This is a genomic window from Mesorhizobium sp. B283B1A, assembly GCF_020165735.1.
GTDB classification, from domain to species: Bacteria; Pseudomonadota; Alphaproteobacteria; order Rhizobiales; family Rhizobiaceae; genus Mesorhizobium; species Mesorhizobium opportunistum.
Genome location: NZ_JAIUIQ010000019.1, coordinates 108,952 through 130,055, shown reverse-complemented (window position 1 = coordinate 130,055; position 21,104 = coordinate 108,952). Strand labels below are relative to the sequence as shown.

Below are 21,104 nucleotides of genomic sequence, written 5' to 3'. Positions count from 1 at the left end.
CGCCGCGCGGGGGCCCCCTTCTTCGATTGTGGAGACGGGTCTAACTCTTTGTTTTGACGCAATTCCGGACGGAAAACCGTTTCACACTTTTCCTGGAATTGCTCAGAACAGGCCTTCGATCTGGCCGGCCTCGTTGAGGAATATCTTTTCCGACGACGGTGCCTTGGGCAGCCCGGGCATGGTCATGACCTCGCCGCAGATGATGACGACGAAGCCGGCACCGGCCGAAAGCCTGACCTCGCGCACCGGCACGGTGTGGCCTGTCGGCGCACCGCGCAGGTTCGGGTCGGTCGAGAACGAGTACTGGGTCTTGGCCATGCAGACCGGCAGGTTGCCGTAGCCGGCGTCTTCCCAGGCCTTGAGCTGGTCGCGCACCGACTTGTCGGCGATCGCTTCGGAGCCGCGATAGATGCGCTGGACGATGGTATTGATCTTCTCGAACAGCGGCATGGCATCGGGATAGAGCGGCGCGAATTGCGAGGCGCCGGATTCGGCCAGCGCCACCACCTTGTTGGCGAGATCCTCGATGCCGGCCGAGCCGTGGGCCCAGTGCTTGCACAGGATCGCTTCTTCGCCCATCGAGGCGACATAGTCCTTCATCGCCTGGATCTCGGCGTCGATGTCGGAATAGAAGTGGTTGATGGCAACCACCGCCGGCACGCCGAACTGGCGGATGTTCTCGATGTGGCGGCCAAGGTTGGCGCAGCCCTTCTTCACCGCCTCGACGTTTTCCTTGCCGAGATCTTCCTTCTTGACGCCGCCATTCATCTTCATGGCGCGCACGGTGGCGACGATGACGGCGGCCGCCGGCTTGAGGCCCGCCTTGCGGCACTTGATGTCGAAGAATTTTTCGGCGCCGAGATCAGCGCCGAAGCCGGCTTCGGTGACGACGTAGTCGGCGAGCTTCAGCGCCGTGGTGGTGGCGACGACCGAGTTGCAGCCATGCGCGATGTTGGCGAACGGGCCGCCATGCACGAAGGCCGGATTGTTCTCCAGCGTCTGCACCAGATTGGGCTGCATGGCATCCTTCAAGAGCACGGCCATGGCGCCATCGGCCTTGAGGTCGCGGGCATAGACCGGCGACTTGTCGCGGCGATAGGCGACGATGATGTCGCCAAGGCGCTTTTCCAGGTCTTTCAGGTCGGTCGACAGGCACAGGATCGCCATGACTTCCGAGGCGACGGTGATGTCGAAGCCGGCCTCGCGCGGGAAACCGTTGGCGACGCCGCCGAGCGAGCAGATGATCTCGCGCAGCGCCCGGTCGTTCATATCCATGACGCGGCGCCACACCACGCGGCGGGTGTCGATGCCGAGCTCATTGCCCCAGTAGATGTGGTTGTCGATCAGCGCCGACAAAAGGTTGTGCGCGGTGGTGATGGCGTGGAAGTCGCCGGTGAAGTGGAGGTTCATGTCCTCCATCGGCACGACCTGTGCGTAACCGCCGCCGGCGGCACCGCCCTTGACGCCGAAATTCGGGCCGAGCGAGGCCTCGCGGATGCAGACGATCGCCTTCTTGCCGATACGGTTCAGGCCGTCGCCGAGGCCGACCGTGGTGGTGGTCTTGCCTTCGCCGGCCGGGGTCGGGTTGATGGCTGTGACCAGGATCAGCTTGCCGTCCTTGTTGCCCTTCACCGACTTGATGAATTCGGCCGATATCTTGGCCTTGTCGTGGCCGTAGGGCAGCAGGTGTTCGGTCGGGATGCCAATCTTCTGGCCGATCTCCTGGATCTGCTTTTTCCTGGCGCCGCGCGCGATCTCGATGTCGGACTTCACTTCGGCCATGACGGCTTTCCTCTGGATTGGACGGTGGAGGGGACGGGGTTGATATCTATTGCAAACAGGTTGGAACCGGGCGCGCGGGCATGTTCTAACCCTCTCGCTGCCGTGGCGTCAACTTCCATGCAACTATGTTTCCTCTAGAGAAAATTCCTCTGCGGCCGGCCGACCTGTCCTCGGTTCTTCCTGGCTCCGCTTGCCGCGCCGTATAGAAGCCAGAGCAGGGAGGCTTCCGCCGTCTCAAAACAGCCGCACAATGCACCGAATGCGACAGAGGCGACGGCGCAAATCCGCCATCGGCTTGCCCTTTGCTTATGCATGTCGTTCTCCCAAAACCGGGACCACTGTTGGGCGAGATGCATTGCGGCTCAGCGCTACTGGGTCAGAACATTGCTGATCTCGACCATGTTGGAGCGCACGCGCAGGATGTAGAAGCCCATCGTCGTCAGGTGTGTCGGCAACAGCCAGCCATCCTCGCGGCCATTGGCGATGATGAAGGGCTGGATCCTCAGAGCCGAGACGAACTGGGCATCCATCGTGTCCCACAGGCTCTGCAGGTGCTTTTCCTTGAGGACATCCTCGAAATCGGCCTGAGCGCCTTTCATCAGCCCGTAATAGGCATAGAGCTGGCCATAGGCGAACCAGTAGCGGTCGTCGGCGCGGGTGTCGAACCAGCCATTGTTGTGGTTTTCGGCACGCTCCTTGAGGATGGCCGAGGTTGAACCGATGTCCGAAGCAATGCGGTCGATATACTGCTTCAGATTGTCGGCGCGGGCATCGAAGGTCGCCTGGCAGGTGGCGAGGCGAGCGTTGAAAGAGCGCAGATTGCCCATCGCACGGCGATACATGCTGGGCGTGGTCGCGGTCATGCCGTTGCGGCTGATGTACCAGATGGACTCGTCATACTGCAGCTGACCGCGGGCATCCTGGAGATTGGTATCGATCTGCGAGGTGGTGCGCACGCGGCCAAGATTGTCGGCAAGCTCGGTCGCGGTGCGCCGCACCGCCTGGTTGATGCCGCGCTGGAACGAAGCCTTGTTGTCCATCCAGGGCGTGTCGTCCCAGTCGATGCCGAACAGGCCGAACTTGTAAAGGATCATCGACGAGACCCAGGCGTTCTGATTGACGTTGAAGTCGATCAGATCCGCCGCCACCTGGGCAATGCCGGAATTGCCGCAAGTCTTGGCCGTGTCGGTGCCGCTGCCGGCGGCGACCTGCTCGCCGGCGGAGACATTGCGCTTCTCGAAAGTGTAAGAGTCGGGATAGGTCGGGTTGAAATTGCTCCACCATTGGGTGGCGTAGAAGAAATTGGCGTAGAGGCCGACCAGCACCAGCAAAGCCAGGCCGACCACCGCCTTGAGGATCCAGCCGCGCTGCGTATACCAGCGCCCGGCCCACAGGAAAGGCCACAAGATCACGCCGATGACGAGGCCGATGCCGCGGCCGATCCACTGGAAAATGCGGGTGAAGAAATTCACGATCGGATCAAGCATGGCTTATGTCACCCCCTCAAAGCATAATGTCAGAAAGTTGCGGACTTTTTAAATAACATGCACCAAAACAACAAGTTAGAACGAAATGACGGGTCATTTCATTCTAGTCGGTCAGACCGTAGAGGCGCGTGCGAAACGCCACCTTGTCCTTCAAATATGTGGTTTTCAGAACGTCCACAACATGCGATCGCCAGGCGTCGCTGAAGCCGTCATAGTCCCTGTAGAAGCCCTGTTTGTTGAAGATGTAGCGCGAGACGAAGTCCGACGGTACGAAATCCGAGATCAGCCGGTTGGTCAGCCATGCGTCGGGGTGGTCCGGCTTGGCACGGGTCACCAGGAAGCGCTGCTGGGGAAACACGTCGTCGATCTTGAGTTGGCCAAGCTGGGTGATTTCGCGCTTGGCGGCATTGAGGAAGGGGAAATTGCCGTCCTTGGCGATCAGGTCGGCATGGCTCTGGATCCAGGTCTGCAGCCAGACCTTGTCGACATCGGTCAGGTTGCGGTCGGGTTCGGCGTCGCGGATCAGCGCGCGCACCACCATCTCGGCCCGGTGCTCGAGATAGCCCGACGACTCGATCCATGAGGCGCGCGGCAGTTCGATGCGGCCGGTGCTGGCCAGGAATTTGAACACCTTGTCGGCGTCGTTGATCGAGAGATAGCTGACCTGCCAGGGCCGCGAGCGGCGGAAGCCGGGGGCGGCCGGGTCGCTGATCACCGTCGTCATGTCGGGGTCGACGAACACGTAGAGCCCGCCGAAATGGCTGGTCCAGTAGGCATTGTGGCGGAAGATCACCTGGTCGGGCACCAGAGCGTTCTCACGGATGTCGCCGCAGATCTTCGCCAGCTCCACCATGCGGTTCAGGATGGCGTTGTCGCGCCAGGCATCCGGCTCCTGCTTCAGCCTGTTGACGAGCTTGCCGAGTTCGGCCGCCTTGCCCAGCACGTCCTCGGCCGAAAGCACCTTGAACTCGATCTGGCTGATCGACAGCAGGTCCTCGATGTCGTTGACCTTGGGAACGGTGTCCTCGATCTCGCCGTAGATGACGTCCTTGATGGTCAGCGCATCGATGGCGCGCTGGTTCTTGGACATGAACTCGAACATCAGCTGCGAGGTATTGGAGAAGGCGGTGTGCACCACCGGCAGGTCGATCTGCGACGGCGTCAGGATGATGAAGCGGCGGTTGACCTCGTTGGGATCGAGATAGTCAGGGTCGCCGCATTCATCGGCGATCTCAGGCGAGAAACCGGTGCGGTCGATCTGGAAGCTCGCAAGCTTGGTCGGCTTGAGGCCGAATGCGGCCAACGCCTTGTTGTAGCGCTGGATGAGATGCGGCTCGTCGACGGTGAGCAGTCGGCCATAGATGAGTTCGTTGTCGCGCAGAAGGTCGGGTTTTTTGGCGGTCATTTTTCCTTCTCCCCGTTCACGGGGAGAAGGTGCCCGAAGGGCGGATGAGGGGCGGCGCACACGGTCATTATTCTTGCTCCAACGCCGCAGCCGGCAGAAATTTCGCATCGACACCGATCATCTTGCGATCCAGCCGCCCATCCAATGCTGCAACAATCGTATCCAGGACGCTCTTGCGGCCCGTCAGGACATCCGCGTGCCATACCTTCAACACTGACCAGCCGTTCCTGTTCATGGTCTCGTCCCTGTATCGATCACCGGATCGACTGGCATGCTGACTGCCATCGACTTCCACAACCAGGTTGGCCTCGCGGCAGGCGAAGTCCGCGAAATATGGGCCAATTGGCAGTTGACGAACAAATTTGTGGCCATTCAGTCGCCGCCCACGCAATTCGTGCCACAGACGTTCCTCGGCATCGTTTTCAACCTTCCGCAGTTCGCGGGCTCTCACAACTTTTGGCTCATTTCTTCCACGCATGACGCTGCCCCTCATCCGCCCTTCGGGCACCTTCTCCCCGTAAACGGGGAGAAGGAAAAGATCACCAATTGCCCTTCTTCTTCATCTCCTCCATCTCGCGCGCCGCCCTCTCGCGCAGTCTTGCGTCGCGCAGCAGCTTCTCCACGGCGGCGTCGTCGGACTTGTCGGAATAGCGGAATTCCGAGTCGGCGTAGCGGTTGATCTCCTGCATGACCATGTCCATCGAGAACGGCCCGCGCAGTTCCTCGATCATGGCTTTCTTGTCGTCGTAGGCCTTGTGCATGAAGGCTTCCGGCTTCTCGAACCAGTCGTCGGGAAGCTCGATGTCCATGGCGCGCATCTTGATGGCGTCGGTGACGTTCTTGATGGCGCGGCCGGTGAAGCGCGGCTCGGCGTCCTTGATCAGGTGCAGGTAGGTGCCGATGTCGGCCATGGTCTTGGGCGCGCCATTCTCCTTCATGTAGCGCTCGTAGACCTTCATCAGGCCGTCCTCCTGCGGCTTCTCGTGCTCCTCGTAGGCCTCGGTCACGGCGCGCTGGATTTCCTGCGCGGCGTAGAGTTCGTGGTCCCCGAGCGGGATCTTGTGGTTCTTGCCGGCGAGCAGCACGAAGATGTCGATGTAGTCGTCGCGGCTCTGCGGCCCGTCGACCAGCCAGCGGGCGCCGGCGCGCTGGCGCAGCGCATCGTCGACATTTTCGGGATAGTTGGAGAACATGCCGAACGAGCAGTTGCCGCGCACCACGGTGGCGGCACCGGCGAACGCGTCCATCAAGACGCCGGTGATCTCCTGCTGGCCGGCGGAGGCGCGGTCGTCGGAGCGTTTGGCGGCCACCTGGTCGATGTCGTCGATGGTGCCGAAGCCAATGACGCGCGGGTTCAGCACATTGTTGATGAACTGGCGGCAGTTCTGGCCCGACTTGCCCTGATAGGACGAGATCTGGTCGACGCCGAAATTCTCGTAGGCGAAGGGGTAGCCGGCGACCTGGCAGTAGCCGTTGACGAGACCGGCGATCATCTGGATCAGCGTCGTCTTGCCGGTGCCGGGCGCGCCGTCGCCGATGAAGGTGAACAGGAAACCGCCGAGTTCGACGAACGGGTTCAGCTCGCGCTCGAAATCATAGGCCATCAGCATCTTGGCGAGCTTGACCGACTGGTATTTGGCGATGTGGTTGCCGACGACCTCTTCGGGCGTCTTGAATGTCATCACCAGCGGCTTGGAGCGCTTGCCGGGCGCGACGTCGAAGCCGTCGAGGGTGAAATCGTCGGCGTCGATGCGAATATGGGCGTTCTCGAACGGGCCGATGCCGTCGAAGCGGCCCTTGCGCGCCAACAGCCCATCGATGGCGACACGGGCGAAAGCGCGCGCGCGCGTCATCAGGTCGGCGTCGTCGGATGCGCCCGATATCGCCTTGTCGAGCCCGGCCAGGATCGACTTCACCGCGTCCTGCGGCGTATCGAACAGGAAATCCGGTTCGGGGATGTCGTTGGGCGCCTCGCCGTCGCTGTCGATCAGCTGGAACAGATAGGATGCCAGGCTGAAGGCGGAGATATAGGCGGAGGCCGACAGCAGCTTCTTAAAGGCCGATGCCTCGTCGCCCTCCAGCGGGGCGCGGGTGTTCTTCGCCTGCAGGCTTTCGAGGTCGGAGCCTTCGGCGAAAACATCCGATATGGCCAGGGCAATGGCAGTGCCGCGCCGGGCGCGAAACAGAAGCGTGTGCTGCGGGATGGTGAGCAACTGGTCGTCGGGATGGACGGCGCCGACTGTCTTCGACAGCTCGACCTCGCGCGTGCGGCGCACCGAACCCACCGATACGGTGGAGACGAAGCGGCGGTTGGTGCCGGCAAGCGCCGTGCCGGATTCTCGCGAGGGATCCTCCAGCACGACTATGCGGGTGATGAAACTTTGCGCGGTGGCGCGGTGCTTCTCAATCGCCGCTTCCGGGATGGTGGTCAGGCCGGTATCCATGAAGGTTGCTCCGTGGTGTGACGGTCAGACGTCCGAGATGACCTGTCCGTTGGACAGGATGTGGACCTTGTAGCCGGAAAAGATCTTCTGCGCCTCGCCGACGGCGTAGAGCGCCTGGTAGGCCTCGTGCGGGATCAGCGCGTGGTTCTCGTAGCTCGACACGCCCTGGCGCGCGGCCTCCAGATCGTCAGTGTTGATGAAGAATTCCTGGGTCGTCTTCTCGCTCGAAAACAGCCCCCTGCGGCCGGGTTTCTCGGCCTTGGAATAGACTTCCTGGATGGTCCAGGTCAAAAGCCAGGCATTCTCGGGCTTGCGCACCTTGGCCAGCACCTCGGTCACCGTCGAATTGTTGTCCGTGATACCAGCCGAATAGAAGGGGCCGAGCACGACGCGGCGCAATTGCTTGGGGTGCAGCGGCTCGAAATCCTTGTCGAGGTTGACGGCGATCGTCGCCGGCGACAGGGTGTAGGCTGAATTCTTCTCGGTGAAATCGTCGAAACGGTGGGCGAGCTCCGGATTGAGCAGGCCATCGACCGGCAGCGGAATGTCGACCTTGTCGTTGAGCTTGCCGTTCCTGTCGACGAGCTGGCTGATCATGGTTTCCGAGGAATCTTCCACCGTCACCATGTAAACCAGGGGCAGGTTGGCGCTGCCGTCGAATGTCGCCCAATGGACGAGATAGTAGGGCCGCGCCGTCTTCGGGTTGACCGAGACCTTGGCGGTCTGCGCGAGGGTGAAGGGCCCGAAGGTCTGCTCGCTCTTGACGTCCTCGAGATACAGCCGCTCGGCCATCGACTTCTGCAGCGCCTCGGGGAATTCCTTGTGGCGCAGGATGAAATCGGCCATCTCCTCGCGCAATTCGCCGGCCAGCGGGATGTTGGCGAGCCGGCTGTCCGCCTGGCGGCGGTCATTTTCCAGTTCGAGCAGGTTCTGGAACACTGGAAAGCCGCTTTCGGCGCGCGAAATCCGGAACGTGTCCACGAAGCCCAGCCGGTTGCGCCAGCAGGAGAAGGATTTGTCGAGCCGGGCGATGTATTCGGCGACGATCTTGGCGACGATGCCGTGCCGGTAGAGCGGCGAGCGGTCGTCGCGCATGAACACTTCCAAGCCGCTGAGCGCGGCTGTGATTGCCGAGAAATACCGCGCCGCCGCGTCGTTTTCGGGGGTCATGCTACTGGCCTCAAGTCGGAACGCGACACTGGCGAGTGCAGCAATTAAGACTGTACGTAGTCGGCCGAATTGTGCTTCTTCAGCACCTCGTCGAAGCGGCGGGCGAAGGCGTCGTCGGCCAGCTTCTTGCGGCGCTGGATGTCGGCGCTGGCGACCATGTTCTTCTCGTGCATTTCGAGCAAGTCGCCGATGTGCTTTTGCGAGGCGGCACCGATGCCGGCCATGGTTTCCTCGGCGGTGTTGTCGACCTGGCTGCCCAGCGTGTTGATCTTGTGGGCGACGTCCTGCTGGGCGGCGGTCTTCAGCGAATCTTCCAGCGCCTTGTAGAGCACGATGCGCTGCTCGGTATCGATGGTCAGCTTGTTGATCAGCGTCGACTGGGCCGCGATCTGGTTGTTGAGCGAATCCACGAAGGTCTGGAACATCGAGGTGTAGCGCTCCAGCGTCTGGCTTTCGGCCAGCAGTTCCTGCTCCTTGGCCTGCTTCTCGTTGTATTCGGTGGCGAGCTTGGAGCGCTCGCCTTCGAGCTGCGTGCGGTCCTTCTGGCTGATTGAAGCGGCGATCTTGTTCTCGATGTCGAGCAGCATCGGGTTGAGTTCCTCGATGCGCTTCTGCACGGTTTCGAGGTTGGACATGGTGGCCTTGCGGCGCTCGATCACCTGCGACAGGCTTGTCTCGGAGGTCTTGTAGCGCTGGTCGAGGACCTCCTTCTGCGCCTTCAGGATGCCGACGATGGTGTCGGACTTGGCCAGCAGCTCCTGCAGATTGCCGGCCAGCGACATGTTGCGGACACGGTCGGTGCGCATGCGTTGCTTGCTCTGGCTGGAGAAGATGCCGATGAAGTTTTCCCAGCCGGTGTAGTTCTTCATGCTTTCGAACTCGGCGCCGAACACGTTGGTGGCGTCCTCCAGCCCGATGATCAGGTCGGCGATATTGCCTTCCATTACCTTTTGCTGCTTCAGCACATCCTCGATGCGGGCGTTCTCGATGTCGAAATTGGCGTCGCCGATCTTCTTGTCGGCGGTGGCAAGCGTGTCGAGCACGGTGCCGGACTGCTCGATCTTGGTGCGCATGTCCTGGACGACCTGCTTGGTCTTGGCAATTTCGGCATCGAAATTCTGCAATGTCGCCATAGGGGCCTCCCGCTTCGGCATCAGGTCGCTGGTTGCGAACAGCGGCGAATATATGTGGGGCACCAGGGGATTGAAAGACGTGAAGACAGGGACGGTGCGAAAACAAAATATCACGCCGTGCCCTTGAAAGGCAGTGGAGCGGTGGTCATGGCGTGATTAGCTGGTGAGCCGAGCATAGTTCAGCTGATTTTGAACTTCCACGCCGGCAAAGCAGTCAGTCTCCATCGATTAGGATGGTCCTGAAGCCGGACAACAACTAACCAGTTGCAGCAGCCGCTCCATGCCGGGCGTCAGCCGGCGCCATCATGCTGCTCAGGGCTTGGGATCGGCCTTCAGATAGGCGATGACGTTGGCGATGTCGTCGTCGCTGCCGAGGCCGCCAAAAGCCATCTTGTTGCCGGGCACCTTCAGCCTGGGAGCCTTGAGGTATCCGGCAAGGTTTGCCTCGTCCCAGACGAGACCGGCGGCGCCGGCGTTTTTCATGGCTTCCGAATAGTGACCGAGGAAGCTTTCGGCGCTGCCCGCAGTGCGGCCGACGACACCCATCAGATGCGGGCCGACCTTGTCGCGGTCGGTGGCTGCTTCATGGCAGGCGATGCATCTGTTGAAAACGTGCTTGCCCTGCACCGGATCGCCGCCGGCATAAGCGGCAATGGAGGTGGCCAGCAGAAGGATGCTGGCTGACGAGACGGCTCGAAGCATGGCTGACCCTCAGGGAGTTCCGGCTGACGGCCTTATAGGGCCTACGCCTTAACAAACGCTGCATCGCGGCGGGATTGATGCCCGATCCGGTTGCACAAAGCCTGGGCGAGGTTGCCATCCCGGTCAGTTCCTGATGAAGCCGATGAAGTCGTCGGGCGCGGCGCGGCCCATCTCTTCCTCCCAGTGGCGGCGGCAGAGCGAGACGTAGACGTCCTTGCCGATCGCCACCTGTTCGCCTTGCCGGGCGACCTTGCCGTCGGGGCCGAGACGCACGACCATCGTCGCCTTGCGGCCGCAACGGCAGATGGTGCGGACTTCGCGCAGATCGTCGGCGATGGCCAGCAGCGCGCGCGAGCCGGAAAACAGCTTGCCCTGGAAATCGGTGCGCAGGCCATAGCACATGACGGGGATGTTCAACCGGTCGGCGATGCGGGCGAGTTGCCAGACCTGCTCCTCCTCCAGGAACTGCGCCTCGTCGACGAAGACGCAATGCACGGCGCTGCGCTGATGATGCTCGGCGACGCGGGCGAACAGATCGTCGCCGTCGCGGAACATCTCGGCCTCGGTCTCCAGCCCGATGCGCGACGAGATCAGGCCGCTGTCGCCCTTGCGGTAGTGGCCGGCGACGAACAGCATCGTCGTCATGCCGCGCTCGCGATAGTTATACGATGCCTGCAGCAGCATCGTCGTCTTGCCGGCATTCATCGTCGCGTAGTGGAAGTAAAGCTTGGCCATATTGCCCTGTAAGGTCTGTTGATACTCAGGTGAGGCCGGCCTGCAAATGGCGGCTCCCTGCGCTTCCGATGCTCACGTACGAAAAGTACGCTCCGCTTCGGTTCTCGGAACCCACCATTTTCGGCGCGGCCTGACCTGAATCTAAACAGACCTTAAGCCGACTTGGCTCGGCGCGGGGAGGGGCCGTCGCCGCATTCCCCTGAAAAAGCCGCCTCGCGTAACAAAAGCGTCAACCGTGTCGCTGATGGGCCACTCCGCGCCGTTGATCGTGATTGCCTTACCGCTTGAAACCACAACAGAATGGTGTTTGGCTGGCGAAACAAGGCGGGCAGAGAAACCGTAATTACGCTTCGCCAAAGAATCACAATGGGAGACTGTCTATGTCGCGTATGAATTCCTTCGTCGCCGGCCTCGGCCTGGCGGCCTTCCTGTCCACGAGTGCTGCGTTTGCCGGCGATCCGGAAAGCTGCAAGGCCGTGCGTCTCTCCGATGTCGGCTGGACCGACATCCAGGCGACGACCGGCGTCGCCTCGGTGCTGCTCACCGCGCTCGGCTACGAGCCGCAAACGATCCAGCTGTCGGTGCCGGTGACCATGGCGTCGATGAAGAACAAGGATCTCGATGTCTTCCTCGGCAACTGGATGCCGTCGATGACCAACGACATCAAGGACTACACCGCCGACGGTTCGGTCGAGACGATCAGCACCAACCTGACCGGCGCCGGCTACGGCATCGTCGTGCCGACCTATGTGGCGGACGCCGGCGTGAAGTCGCTGACCGACATCGGCAAGTTCAAGGACAAGTTCAACGGCAAGATTTATGGCATCGAGGCCGGCAATGACGGCAACCGCATCATCCTCGACATGATCAAGAACCCGAAGGACAATCTCGAAGGCTTCGAACTGGTCGAGTCGTCGGAGGCCGGCATGCTGACGCAGGCCGAGCAGTCGATGAAGAACAATGAGTGGATCGCCTTCCTCGGCTGGACGCCGCATCCGGTGATGGGCGCCATGAAGATCACCTATCTCGACGGCATGGGCGACAGCGGTTTCGGCGCCGCCACCGTCTACACCGTCGCGCGCAAGGGCTACACCACCGAATGCCCGAATGCCGGCAAGTTCATCGCCAATCTGAAGTTCAACCTGGATATGGAAGGCCAGATGATGGACGCCATCCTGAAAGGCGGCGACGCCAACACGGTTGCGACCGACTGGCTGAAGAAAAATCCGGACGCCGTCAAGCCATGGATCGCCGGCGTGACCACCTTCGACGGTGGCGATGCCGCGGCCGCGATCAAGACCGCGCTCGGAGGCTGAGCCGGCTTTTGTTTCGGCGTAGCCGAAAGAAGGGGGCAGCCACTGGAAAAGGCTGCCCTTTTTCATATGCTGTGACAAGATGACGTTGCGAGAGCTGAGGCCGAGGGCAGGGCGGCTTCGCGTCTGAGAGGGGCGATATGGATCCGATTTCGAAATTCATGGTCGATCACAAGATTCCGATCGGCGCCTGGGGAAAGGCGTTCTTCGGTTTCCTCACAGACAATTTCGACACAGTGTTCAGGGCCTTTTCGAATGGGCTGAATTTCCTGCTCGACGGGCTGGTCGGCATCTTGCTGATGGTGCCGCCGGTGCTGCTGGCGCTGGTCATCGCTGTCGTCGCCTGGCTGCTGCAGCGCTCTCGACCGCTCGCCATCGGCGTGTTCCTCGGCCTGATCTTCATCATCAACCAGAACCTTTGGAAGCAGACGGTTCAGACGCTGGTGCTGGTCGTGGCGGCCGCCGCCATGGCGATGGCCATCGGCGTGCCGCTCGGCATCTGGGCGGCGCACAAGCCCAAGGTCTACCGCATCATGCTGCCGGTGCTCGACCTGATGCAGACGCTGCCGACCTTCGTGTACCTGATCCCGGTGCTGACGCTGTTCGGCCTCGGCAATGCGCCCGGCCTCATCGTCACCATCATCTTCGTCATCCCGACTGCGGTCCGGCTCACCCATCTCGGCGTCGTCTCGGTGCCGAAGTCGATCATCGAAGCCGGCGAGGCGTTCGGCGCCACCAAGAGCCAGCTTTTGTGGAAGGTGGAACTGCCCTCGGCATTGCCCACCATCATGGCGGGGCTGACCCAGTCGATCATGCTGTCGCTGTCGATGGTGGTGTTCGCCGCACTGATCGGCGCCGGCGGTCTCGGCACGGAAATCAACCGCGCACTCGGCTCGCGCCGCATCGATCTCGGGCTTGAGGCCGGTCTCGCCATCGTCGTGCTTGCAATCGTGCTCGACCGGATGACCCGTATTGGCGTTGGAGGCAAGAAATGACCGTCGCCGTCGATTTCAAGAACGTCGACATCGTCTTCGGCGCCGATCAGGCCGGCTCGCTGGCGATGATCGACAAGGGCGCGACACGCGCCGAAATCCTCGAGAAGACCGGCAATGTGCTGGGCTGCGCCGACGCCAGCCTCACCGTGCACGAGGGCGAGATTTCGGTGCTGATGGGCCTCTCGGGCTCCGGCAAGTCGACGCTGCTCAGGGCCGTCAACCGGCTCAACGTGGTGTCGCGCGGCCAGGTTCTGGTCAAGGACGGCGACAAGATCGTCGATGTCGTCACGTGCGACCAGGCCACATTGCGGCGCCTGCGCCAGAAGCAGGTGGCGATGGTGTTCCAGCAGTTCGGCCTGTTGCCGTGGCGCACGGTGGAGGAAAATGTCGGGCTCGGCCTCGAACTCGCCGGCGTGCCGGACGCCGAGCGCAAGGAGCGCGTGCACAGGCAGCTCAAGCTGGTCAATCTCGACCAGTGGTCGAACAAATACGCCCACGAGCTGTCGGGCGGCATGCAGCAACGCGTCGGCCTGGCGCGCGCCTTCGCCACCGAAGCGCCGATCCTGTTGATGGACGAGCCGTTCTCGGCGCTCGACCCGCTGATCCGCACCAAGCTGCAGGACGAGTTGCTGCAGCTGCAGGCAGAGCTGAAGAAGACCATCATCTTCGTCAGCCACGATCTGGAGGAGGCGCTGAAGATCGGCAGCCATATCACCATCATGGAAGGTGGCCGCATCGTCCAGACCGGCGCGCCCGAAGACATCGTGCTGCGTCCCGCAAACGACTATGTCCGCGACTTCATCGCCAATGTGAACCCGCTGTCGGTGCTGACCGCCTGGAACGTGATGCGCGACCGCCGCGACCTGGAGCATGGCGACAATGGCTGGGTGTGGCTCGACCGGCGCAAGACGACGCGCTTCAAGATCGACGACCACGGGCTGGTGGCGGCGGCCGAACGCGACGGCAAGCCGGCGGTGTGGATGTCCTGCGCCGATGTCGAAGCCCAGTCGGAGGAAGCAGCGCAAGTGTTCTGGGCCAATCCCGGCACATCGCTGAAAACGGTGATGCTGGCCATGCACCGCTCGCAGACCGCACCGGTGGCACTGTTCGACGACCAGTCCCGCTTCGTCGGCGCCATCGGCATCAGGGATGTGCTGAGCGCGGTGCTGCGGCGGTAGTTGAGCGCGCTCTTGCAGGGACAGGACCCTTTGAAGCGGATTCGGAATTGGTTTTCTAAACCGCGGGTCGCTCAAACGGCGCTCGCCATGCTGCTTGTGATCGCGATGCGATCGATCCTGGAATTCTTCAGGATCGGCGGGGCAACCGGTGCGCCGCTGAGTGCAAACCAGCTCTTTTATATCGAAGGGGCGTTCGCGGCAGTCAGTGCCGCGTTGGCGGTGCTTGTCTTGCATGCATTCGGGCGGCACGGTTGGGCAACGTTGTCCAGCGTGATGGCAATAATTGCCCTGCTGGCATGGAAAATCGCCGCCATCCGTTGAAAATCGGCAAACGGGGACCATCCCTGATCGCCGCGCCTCTTGCGAGGCCGGCATTCTGGACGACCCGCGTCAGGCCGCCAGCGGCAAGCGCAGCTCCGTTAGCAGGCCGCCGGCAGGATGGTTGGACAGGCGGATCTCGCCGCCGGCGGCGCGGGCGATGTTGCGGGCGATGGTGAGGCCGAGACCGAGGCCGCCGGTCTGGCGGTTGCGGGATTGTTCGAGGCGCACGAAGGAACCGAACACGGCATCGATCTGGGCCTGCGGTATGCCCGGTCCTTCGTCGCGAATGGCAAGGGTGATCGTGCGGTCGGAACGATGCAGGCTCAGATGCGCCTTCTTGCCGTAGGTGACGGCGTTCTGCACCAGATTGGTGACGCAGCGCTTCAGCGCAACCGGCCGAGCCATGCAGATCAAGCCGCGCGAGCGAGTATCGTCATTGTCGAAGGAGACGTCCGGGTAGGCATCGGCGATCGATTCCACGAGCGACCAGAAGTCGATGCGTTCGCTCTTCTCCTCGGTCACCTCGAAGGTGGCGAAGTCGATCACTGAACTGGCGATGCTCTCGACGTCGGCGAGATCGTGCGCCAGCGCCTCGCGCACCGCCGATTTGCGCAACAGCTCCAGCCGCAGCCGCATCCGCGTCATCGGCGTGCGCAGGTCATGCGCGAGTGCGGCGGCCAAATGTTCGCGGTCCTCAACATATTCGCGCAGCCTGGCCTGCATGGCGTTGATCGCCCTGGCGGCGGCCTGGACCTCGCGGCTGCCCGATTCGGCGATGGGTGGACTCTTCAGGTCCTTGCCGATCCTGTTCACGGCGGTTTCCATCATGCGGTAGGGCGCCGTCAGCCGGCGCAGCGACCAGATCGACATGATCACCACCAGCCCGGCGATCAGCGAATAGAGCGGCAGGCTGTCGACGCTCAGGATCGGGCCGACGGGCGTGATCGGCTCGGTGAAGTTCAGCCACTGGCCGTCGGCGAAGCGCAGCGATGCCGTCAGCTTGTCGCTCTGGGCGAAATCGGCGGCCAGCACCAAGAGGTCGCGCTCGACCTGGCCGATATCGGCCCCCGGCTCGGTGCCGCCGGCGTCGTCGGCCTCGCGCGTCGCCGGGTCGCGCCGCACGCGCGCGTCGGTGATGCCGAACTTCGACAGCCGGCCGACGAGGATGTCCTCGAGCTCGGCCAGTTCGTCGTCGCCGGCGATCGAGGAGGTGACCGCGGGCGTGTCCGAGACGGTCAGCGCATAAGTCGAATTGAACAGGCCGGTCGCGGTTGCCTTGCGCTCCTCCGGCGTGGCGTCATGCATCAGCTGGACCAGCGAGAAGGCGCGGTCGTTGAGGCGGTAGAGATCGACCACGTCGTTGGCGGCGGCACGGTCGCGCGACACGATGTAGAGGGTCGCGACCTGGCTGATCAGCAGGCCGGCAATGACGATCAGCAGCACCCAGACAGGCAAGGTCTGCGGCAGGAAACGTCTCATTCGGAGATCGTCTCGGGCAGGAACTGATAGCCGCCGCTTCGCACCGTGAGGATCAGTTTCGGCGTCTTTGGGTCGTCTTCCATCTTGCGCCGCAGCCGGCTGACCAGGATGTCGATGCTGCGGTCGAAGGAATAGTCGCTGTCGCCGCCGGAAAGCTCGATGAGCTGGTCGCGGGTCAGCACGCGCTGGGCGCTCTTGACGAAGGTCTGCAGCAGGTTGAACTCGGCCATCGTCAGTTCGACCCTGACATCGTCGGGCGCGGTCAGCCGGCGCCGCGAACAGTCCATCGTCCAACCGGCGAAGCGGTAGATCTGCTTGGAGGTGGCGCGCTTGGGTTCGGCGGCAGAACCGTTGCGCCGCAGCACGGCGCGGATGCGGGCCAGGAGTTCGCGCGGGTCGAAGGGTTTGGGAACATAGTCGTCGGCGCCCATCTCCAGGCCGACCACGCGGTCGGTCGTCTCGGTGACGGCGGTCAGCATGATGATCGGCGTCGAATACTGGGCGCGCAGGTCGCGGCACAGTTCAAGCCCGCTCTTGCCGGGCAGCATCACGTCAAGCACGATGAGGTCCACCTGCGCGCGGCGCAGGATCGTTTCCATCTCGATTCCGTCGGCCGCGACCGAGGTGTGCAGGCCCCGCTTCTGGAAGAATTCCTGAAGCAGGTCACGGATGCCCTTGTCGTCGTCGACGATCAGTATGTGCGCATCGGATTTCACAGGTGCCTGTCCCGGTTGCCGGCCAAGTCATTCTTGGCCGGTGAGCCACACGATAGAATTCGGGCCATATGTTGGCCAGTGCCTTGCATTTCAAGGAAGAACGAATACCGCCTTCTCCACACCAAAGCCCGAAACCGGAACCACTTTTGAGCGGTATGCACCAGCCGGGCCAGCCAGACACAATCCAGAAACAAAATTCTACAATCGGGAAAAACTCCTGAAAAGGTAGGTCGGCATAACGGTGACGTGGCGGTCAGGTTATCGGCTGCGACGCTAATCTCCGGGTTCGCGGAAAAACCAATGCCAAGGTTGTCGATCAGTTTGTTGGGTGCGTTGCTGGGCCTTGGCCTGGTCACTGCCGCTGTCGGACAATCGGACGCAAAGGCGCCGCTCACCCGGAGCGAACGGTGCGCCAATCTCAGCCACCAATTTGACGAAGCCCTCGAAACACATGCCACGGCAACGCAGGTCACCGCGGCAAAGGCACTTCAGAGAAAGGGCAACCGGTACTGCGCAGCCAAGAAACAGGCGCAGGGCATCCGGATGCTCGCCAACGCTTTGAAGCTGCTTGGAGTGACACCGAACGACCCGGTTCAGTGAAACTCGAACTTGACCCGCAAAAAAAGGAAAATGAAGCCATGAAAAAGTCCATCCTTTCCGCCGCCGGTCTCGCCGTCGCTCTCGCTTTCGCGATGCCCGCTCTCGGCAATGCCGCAACCGCCACGACCGCTGCTCCGGCTGCCACGACCACCGCTCCGGCTACCACGACCACCGCTCCGGCTGCCACTGCTCCGATGAAGGCTGCGCCGAAGAAGGTCGCCAAGAAGGCCGTCTGCAAGGTGACCAAGAAGCACAAGTGCCCGGTCAAGAAGGCCCCGGCCAAGGCTGCTGCCGCTGCCGCTGCGCCTGCTGCTGCGAAGCCTGCTGCGAAGAAGCCCTGATCCGTTTCAGTTCTGGCGAGGCCGTTCCAGCCGCAGACCGGCTGGGGCGGCCTTCTGCCAGGAAAACGGTCGACGGCTGAACACCGGTTTCCAGCCAGATATCCTGATCGCATTAAACCCGTTTTCAACGCCGGCCGTGTAGGACAATCCGCATGAAGAAGCGGCTTTCGTCCATTTTTCGTTCGATGGCAATTGGCGGCCTCGTTGCCACCGGTGTCGCCAGGGTGCTGATTCTGTTTTCCGCCAGCCCGGTGCCGGATCCGGCGAGCGGACGCACCGAGCCTTCGCTGTTTGCACCGGCAATCTCCAGCAACTGGGACTACATCACGCCGGCGCAGACGTGGCTGCTGATCATGCTCACCGGCGTGACACTGATCTGCGTCGTGGCGTGGCCGATCGCTGCCTGGATGGAACGCCGGGCGGATGCCGGCAGCTTGCGGCCAGCTTCAGGCCGCCACATCTTCGGCCGCCAGGACCGTTGAACCGCGGCCGGCAACTGCCCACATGATTGTGGACGGTCGCGTCATGCCGGTTAGCAGCAGTTCACCGTTTCATGGAAACGGTAAACTGCTCTAACCCTTTGTTTTGACGCAATTCCGGACGGAAAAGCGTTTCACACTTTTCCTGGAATTGCTCTATCGGGTTGCGCGCCGATCAAAATGGACGATCGCTGGCGCCCGTGGCAAAATGCAGACTGAAGCCCGATCGCGAAACTGTCGGTTCCAATGTCTGAAATCACCACAAAGCCGCGCACCAAGGTCAAGCCGCAAACCGAGCGGCCGAAGCTTTACAAGGTCATCCTCATCAACGACGATTTCACGCCGCGCGAATTCGTGGTGACGGTGCTGAAGGGCGAGTTCAAGCTCAGCGAAGACCAGGCGCACCGGATCATGATCACCGCCCACCAGCGCGGCGTCTGCGTGGTCGCCGTCTTCACCAGGGATGTCGCCGAAACCAAGGCGACGCGGGCCACCGACGCCGGCAAGGCCAAGGGCTACCCGCTGCTGTTCACGACAGAGCCGGAGGAGTAGGGCACGACAGCGTTTTTCTCCCCGTCACTATACGGGGAGAAATGTCCGGCAGGACAATGAGGGGCGGCGCCGACAATGGTCATTTACGCAAGTAGTGAAGATCGCGAAGGCTGGCGCTGCCCCTCATCCGCCTGCCGGCACCTTCTCCCCGTATAGTGACGGGGAGAAGGAAGCTCACCGTCCCTCGCGGTACCACATCGAGCCCATCGCCAGGAGCAGCAGGCCGAGGCCGAGGAAGCCGCCAAACAGCGGCACGCGCGAGACGGCCTTGAGCACGCTGTCGTCGGTGGTGCGCAGGCCGATCCAGTCGCTGCCGGAGGCTTCGCCGGCCGAGCGCACCGGCACGATTGAGGGCAGCGTCACATCACCGCCAAGGGCGGAGGATGACGCCAACCGGCGCACGCTGCCGCCGGTCGCTTCAGCCGGCGCCTTCAACCGGTTTTCGGTGGAGATGACATCCGAGAATTCCGGTGCGTTGACCGGTCCGACATGGGCGAGCGCGGTGAGGTCGCCATTGGCAACCTGGAAGAGGCCGATCTCGTTGGTCTCGACGCTGCCGAGGAAGACGCCGGGTTCGGATTTCTCGAGCTTGACGGTCAAGGTCTTGCCGGAGGGCGTGATGATCTGCGCAGGGCCGGGGTCGTCGGCCATCGTCTGGCGGCGGATCTCCAGCACCATGCCGCGTCCATCGGCGGTCAGCCGCTCTTCCTCCAGCTCGGGCTCCTTCATCAGCCAGTGGGCGATGCGCCGGTAGAGCTGGACATGCGGACCGCCGCCCTCGAAGCCGCGCGCCCACAGCCAGCCCTGGTCCGACAGAAGCATGCCGACACGGCCTTCGCCCTTGCGATCGAGCAGCAGCAGCGGCCGGTTGTCGGCGCCCTTCATCACCACTTCGCCCTGCGGGTTCTGCACACCGATGGTCCGGAACCAGCGGCTCCAGTGCGGCGGCTCGGTGGCCGAACCGTCGAGGCCGCGGGTCACCGGATGGCGCTGGCCGAGATCGGTGAGGCGCGGATAGAAGGCCTTGTCGACCACTTCGCCGGTCGGCATGGCCGGCAGGGCCGACATCAGCGGCGTACGCGCGATCGAACTTTCGCCGGCATATTCGGGGCCGGCGGCGATCAGCAGCGCGCCGCCCTTTTCGACATATTCGGAGATGTAGTCGTAATAGAGGATCGGCAGCACGTCGCGGTGCTGGTAGCGGTCGAAGATGATGAGATCGAAATCCTTGATCTTCTCGACGAACAGCTCACGCGTCGGGAAGGCGATCAGCGACAATTCGTTGATCGGCGTGCCGTCCTGCTTTTCCGGCGGCCGCAGAATGGTGAAATGGACGAGATCGACGGAGGCGTCGGATTTCAACAGGTTGCGCCAGGTACGCTCGCCCGCGTGCGGCTCGCCCGAAACCAGCAGCACGCGCAGGTTCTCGCGGATGCCGTCGACCAGCGCGATGGCGCGGTTGTTGGTGTCGGTCAGTTCGCCCGGCTCGCGGTCGATGGCGAGTTCGATGATGTTGCGCCCGGCGCCAGGGATGGTCACCTGCAGCGGCATCGCCTGGCCGACGGCGGCATGCTCGACCGCGACCTGCTCGCCATTGACCGAGACGCGCACATCGACCGGACCGGTCTCGTTTTCCGTCGAGATGACGCGATAGGTCATATCGAGCGGCTTGCCGACGAGGCCGAAACGCGGCGCGTTCTCGAAGCGGATACGGCGGTCCTTTTCGTGATCGTTGCCGGTGATCAGGGCATGCAGCGGGGCGTTGAAATCGGGCGCGCCGGGCGGCGCGTCATGCACCTCGCCGTCGGTGACCCAGATGGCGCCGCCGATGCGCGATGGCGGCACGTCGCGGAAGGCGCCTTCCAGCGCGCCGAACAGGCGCGTCTCGGTGCGCTCTTCGGCGGCTTCGGACTTGCCGGCCTCGACGACGCGGACATCGAACTGCCTGAAGCGGCCAAGCCGCTGCTGCAGGCCGGCCAGCGCCTCGTCGGTCTGCCTGGTGCGGTCGCCGATGTCCTGGCTCTGGCTGCGGTCGACGATCAGGGCGACGACGCTCTTCAGCGGTTCGCGCTCCTCGTTGAGGAACACCGGGTTGAAGAGGGCGGCGGCGAGCGCCAGCAGGGCGACGAAGCGCAGGACGCCGCCGCGCTGGCGAAACCACAGGCCGACGAGCGCAAGCAGCGCCAATGGCACCAGCACCAAGGCCAGCAAGGGCCAGGACGAGATCAGCGGCTCGAAGGAGATCGACCAGTTCATGCCCTACGCTCCCCTT

Annotated in this window: 20 protein-coding genes; 8 read left to right on the top strand and 12 right to left on the bottom strand. The window is 62.7% G+C overall.

Going from position 1 to position 21,104, the window contains the following annotated elements; genetic code table 11:
- Positions 1-102 precede the first annotated feature (102 nt).
- The 9 genes from LB577_RS18260 to LB577_RS18220 all read right to left on the bottom strand — a co-directional run bounded on the left by LB577_RS18260 (position 103) and on the right by LB577_RS18220 (position 10,858).
- Complete coding sequence (locus LB577_RS18260; protein ID WP_224687752.1) at positions 103-1,782, bottom strand: formate--tetrahydrofolate ligase; 1,680 nt, start codon at positions 1,780-1,782, stop codon at positions 103-105.
- A gap of 368 nt (positions 1,783-2,150) precedes the next feature.
- Complete coding sequence (locus tag LB577_RS18255) at positions 2,151-3,269, bottom strand: DUF2333 family protein (RefSeq protein WP_224687751.1); 1,119 nt, start codon at positions 3,267-3,269, stop codon at positions 2,151-2,153.
- A 103-nt stretch (positions 3,270-3,372) separates the two neighbouring features.
- On the bottom strand, positions 3,373-4,674 hold the full coding sequence (locus LB577_RS18250) for a DUF6638 family protein (RefSeq protein ID WP_224687750.1): 1,302 nt from the start codon (positions 4,672-4,674) through the stop codon (positions 3,373-3,375).
- Between the two features lie 67 nt (positions 4,675-4,741).
- Positions 4,742-5,152 carry an endonuclease domain-containing protein gene (locus tag LB577_RS18245; protein WP_224687749.1) on the bottom strand — a complete coding sequence of 137 codons (411 nt, stop codon included), beginning with the start codon at positions 5,150-5,152 and terminating at the stop codon, positions 4,742-4,744.
- Between the two features lie 61 nt (positions 5,153-5,213).
- The gene (locus LB577_RS18240) at positions 5,214-7,118 is read right to left on the bottom strand and encodes an AAA family ATPase (protein ID WP_224687748.1); all 1,905 of its coding nucleotides are present in this window, start codon (positions 7,116-7,118) and stop codon (positions 5,214-5,216) included.
- 24 nt (positions 7,119-7,142) lie between these two features.
- The gene (locus LB577_RS18235; protein WP_224687747.1) at positions 7,143-8,288 is read right to left on the bottom strand and encodes a hypothetical protein; all 1,146 of its coding nucleotides are present in this window, start codon (positions 8,286-8,288) and stop codon (positions 7,143-7,145) included.
- Between the two features lie 44 nt (positions 8,289-8,332).
- A complete protein-coding gene (locus tag LB577_RS18230; protein WP_224687746.1) occupies positions 8,333-9,421 on the bottom strand; it encodes a hypothetical protein in 1,089 nt (362 codons plus the stop codon).
- A 312-nt stretch (positions 9,422-9,733) separates the two neighbouring features.
- On the bottom strand, positions 9,734-10,123 hold the full coding sequence (locus LB577_RS18225) for a c-type cytochrome (protein WP_224687745.1): 390 nt from the start codon (positions 10,121-10,123) through the stop codon (positions 9,734-9,736).
- A 123-nt stretch (positions 10,124-10,246) separates the two neighbouring features.
- On the bottom strand, positions 10,247-10,858 hold the full coding sequence (locus tag LB577_RS18220; RefSeq protein WP_023779565.1) for a thymidine kinase: 612 nt from the start codon (positions 10,856-10,858) through the stop codon (positions 10,247-10,249).
- Positions 10,859-11,238: 380 nt separating this feature from the next.
- Between LB577_RS18220 and LB577_RS18215 the strand changes: the two genes are divergently transcribed.
- The 4 genes from LB577_RS18215 (at position 11,239) to LB577_RS18200 (ending at position 14,665) form a co-directional block, all read left to right on the top strand.
- Entirely contained in the window at positions 11,239-12,174 is a 936-nt protein-coding gene (locus LB577_RS18215; protein ID WP_224687744.1) for a choline ABC transporter substrate-binding protein, read from the top strand.
- Between the two features lie 137 nt (positions 12,175-12,311).
- Positions 12,312-13,166 (top strand): choline ABC transporter permease subunit, encoded by an 855-nt coding sequence (choW, locus tag LB577_RS18210; RefSeq protein WP_224687743.1) that lies wholly within the window; start codon positions 12,312-12,314, stop codon positions 13,164-13,166.
- On the top strand, positions 13,163-14,344 hold the full coding sequence (gene choV / locus LB577_RS18205) for a choline ABC transporter ATP-binding protein (protein WP_013893438.1): 1,182 nt from the start codon (positions 13,163-13,165) through the stop codon (positions 14,342-14,344). The genes choW and choV overlap by 4 nt, the downstream gene beginning before the upstream one ends.
- Positions 14,345-14,431: 87 nt before the next feature.
- Complete coding sequence (locus tag LB577_RS18200) at positions 14,432-14,665, top strand: hypothetical protein (protein WP_224687742.1); 234 nt, start codon at positions 14,432-14,434, stop codon at positions 14,663-14,665.
- A 69-nt stretch (positions 14,666-14,734) separates the two neighbouring features.
- Here the strand turns inward: LB577_RS18200 and LB577_RS18195 are convergent, their stop codons facing one another.
- Positions 14,735-16,144, bottom strand: coding sequence for an ATP-binding protein (locus LB577_RS18195; protein WP_224687741.1), 1,410 nt, complete (start codon positions 16,142-16,144; stop codon positions 14,735-14,737).
- Complete coding sequence (locus LB577_RS18190) at positions 16,141-16,860, bottom strand: response regulator (protein ID WP_224687740.1); 720 nt, start codon at positions 16,858-16,860, stop codon at positions 16,141-16,143. Before LB577_RS18190 ends, LB577_RS18195 begins: the two co-directional genes overlap by 4 nt.
- A 300-nt stretch (positions 16,861-17,160) precedes the next feature.
- On the opposite strand from LB577_RS18190, the gene LB577_RS18185 reads away from it, so the two are divergent.
- From LB577_RS18185 to clpS, 4 genes are all read left to right on the top strand, one after another.
- Positions 17,161-17,460: a hypothetical protein gene (locus LB577_RS18185; protein ID WP_013893442.1), complete on the top strand. Its 300-nt coding sequence runs from the start codon at positions 17,161-17,163 to the stop codon at positions 17,458-17,460.
- A 38-nt stretch (positions 17,461-17,498) separates the two neighbouring features.
- Positions 17,499-17,801: a hypothetical protein gene (locus LB577_RS18180; protein WP_013893443.1), complete on the top strand. Its 303-nt coding sequence runs from the start codon at positions 17,499-17,501 to the stop codon at positions 17,799-17,801.
- A 152-nt stretch (positions 17,802-17,953) separates the two neighbouring features.
- Positions 17,954-18,283 (top strand): hypothetical protein, encoded by a 330-nt coding sequence (locus LB577_RS18175; RefSeq protein ID WP_140574832.1) that lies wholly within the window; start codon positions 17,954-17,956, stop codon positions 18,281-18,283.
- Positions 18,284-18,526: 243 nt separating this feature from the next.
- Complete coding sequence (gene clpS / locus LB577_RS18170) at positions 18,527-18,832, top strand: ATP-dependent Clp protease adapter ClpS (RefSeq protein ID WP_031258317.1); 306 nt, start codon at positions 18,527-18,529, stop codon at positions 18,830-18,832.
- A gap of 174 nt (positions 18,833-19,006) precedes the next feature.
- Here the strand turns inward: clpS and LB577_RS18165 are convergent, their stop codons facing one another.
- A complete protein-coding gene (locus LB577_RS18165; RefSeq protein WP_224687739.1) occupies positions 19,007-21,088 on the bottom strand; it encodes a hypothetical protein in 2,082 nt (693 codons plus the stop codon).
- Positions 21,089-21,104 lie beyond the last annotated feature (16 nt).

Coding starts and splice junctions, on each gene's coding strand:
- LB577_RS18225 (WP_224687745.1), bottom strand. CDS start 10,123: ATGCTTCGAGCCGTCTCGTCAGCCAGCATCCTTCTGCTGGCCACCTCC.
- LB577_RS18260 (WP_224687752.1), bottom strand. CDS start 1,782: ATGGCCGAAGTGAAGTCCGACATCGAGATCGCGCGCGGCGCCAGGAAA.
- LB577_RS18235 (WP_224687747.1), bottom strand. CDS start 8,288: ATGACCCCCGAAAACGACGCGGCGGCGCGGTATTTCTCGGCAATCACA.
- LB577_RS18230 (WP_224687746.1), bottom strand. CDS start 9,421: ATGGCGACATTGCAGAATTTCGATGCCGAAATTGCCAAGACCAAGCAG.
- LB577_RS18175 (WP_140574832.1), top strand. CDS start 17,954: ATGAAGAAGCGGCTTTCGTCCATTTTTCGTTCGATGGCAATTGGCGGC.
- LB577_RS18195 (WP_224687741.1), bottom strand. CDS start 16,144: ATGAGACGTTTCCTGCCGCAGACCTTGCCTGTCTGGGTGCTGCTGATC.
- LB577_RS18215 (WP_224687744.1), top strand. CDS start 11,239: ATGTCGCGTATGAATTCCTTCGTCGCCGGCCTCGGCCTGGCGGCCTTC.
- LB577_RS18185 (WP_013893442.1), top strand. CDS start 17,161: ATGCCAAGGTTGTCGATCAGTTTGTTGGGTGCGTTGCTGGGCCTTGGC.
- LB577_RS18165 (WP_224687739.1), bottom strand. CDS start 21,088: ATGAACTGGTCGATCTCCTTCGAGCCGCTGATCTCGTCCTGGCCCTTG.
- LB577_RS18200 (WP_224687742.1), top strand. CDS start 14,432: ATGCTGCTTGTGATCGCGATGCGATCGATCCTGGAATTCTTCAGGATC.
- choW (WP_224687743.1), top strand. CDS start 12,312: ATGGATCCGATTTCGAAATTCATGGTCGATCACAAGATTCCGATCGGC.
- clpS (WP_031258317.1), top strand. CDS start 18,527: ATGTCTGAAATCACCACAAAGCCGCGCACCAAGGTCAAGCCGCAAACC.
- LB577_RS18220 (WP_023779565.1), bottom strand. CDS start 10,858: ATGGCCAAGCTTTACTTCCACTACGCGACGATGAATGCCGGCAAGACG.
- LB577_RS18180 (WP_013893443.1), top strand. CDS start 17,499: ATGAAAAAGTCCATCCTTTCCGCCGCCGGTCTCGCCGTCGCTCTCGCT.
- choV (WP_013893438.1), top strand. CDS start 13,163: ATGACCGTCGCCGTCGATTTCAAGAACGTCGACATCGTCTTCGGCGCC.
- LB577_RS18250 (WP_224687750.1), bottom strand. CDS start 4,674: ATGACCGCCAAAAAACCCGACCTTCTGCGCGACAACGAACTCATCTAT.
- LB577_RS18240 (WP_224687748.1), bottom strand. CDS start 7,118: ATGGATACCGGCCTGACCACCATCCCGGAAGCGGCGATTGAGAAGCAC.
- LB577_RS18245 (WP_224687749.1), bottom strand. CDS start 5,152: ATGCGTGGAAGAAATGAGCCAAAAGTTGTGAGAGCCCGCGAACTGCGG.
- LB577_RS18255 (WP_224687751.1), bottom strand. CDS start 3,269: ATGCTTGATCCGATCGTGAATTTCTTCACCCGCATTTTCCAGTGGATC.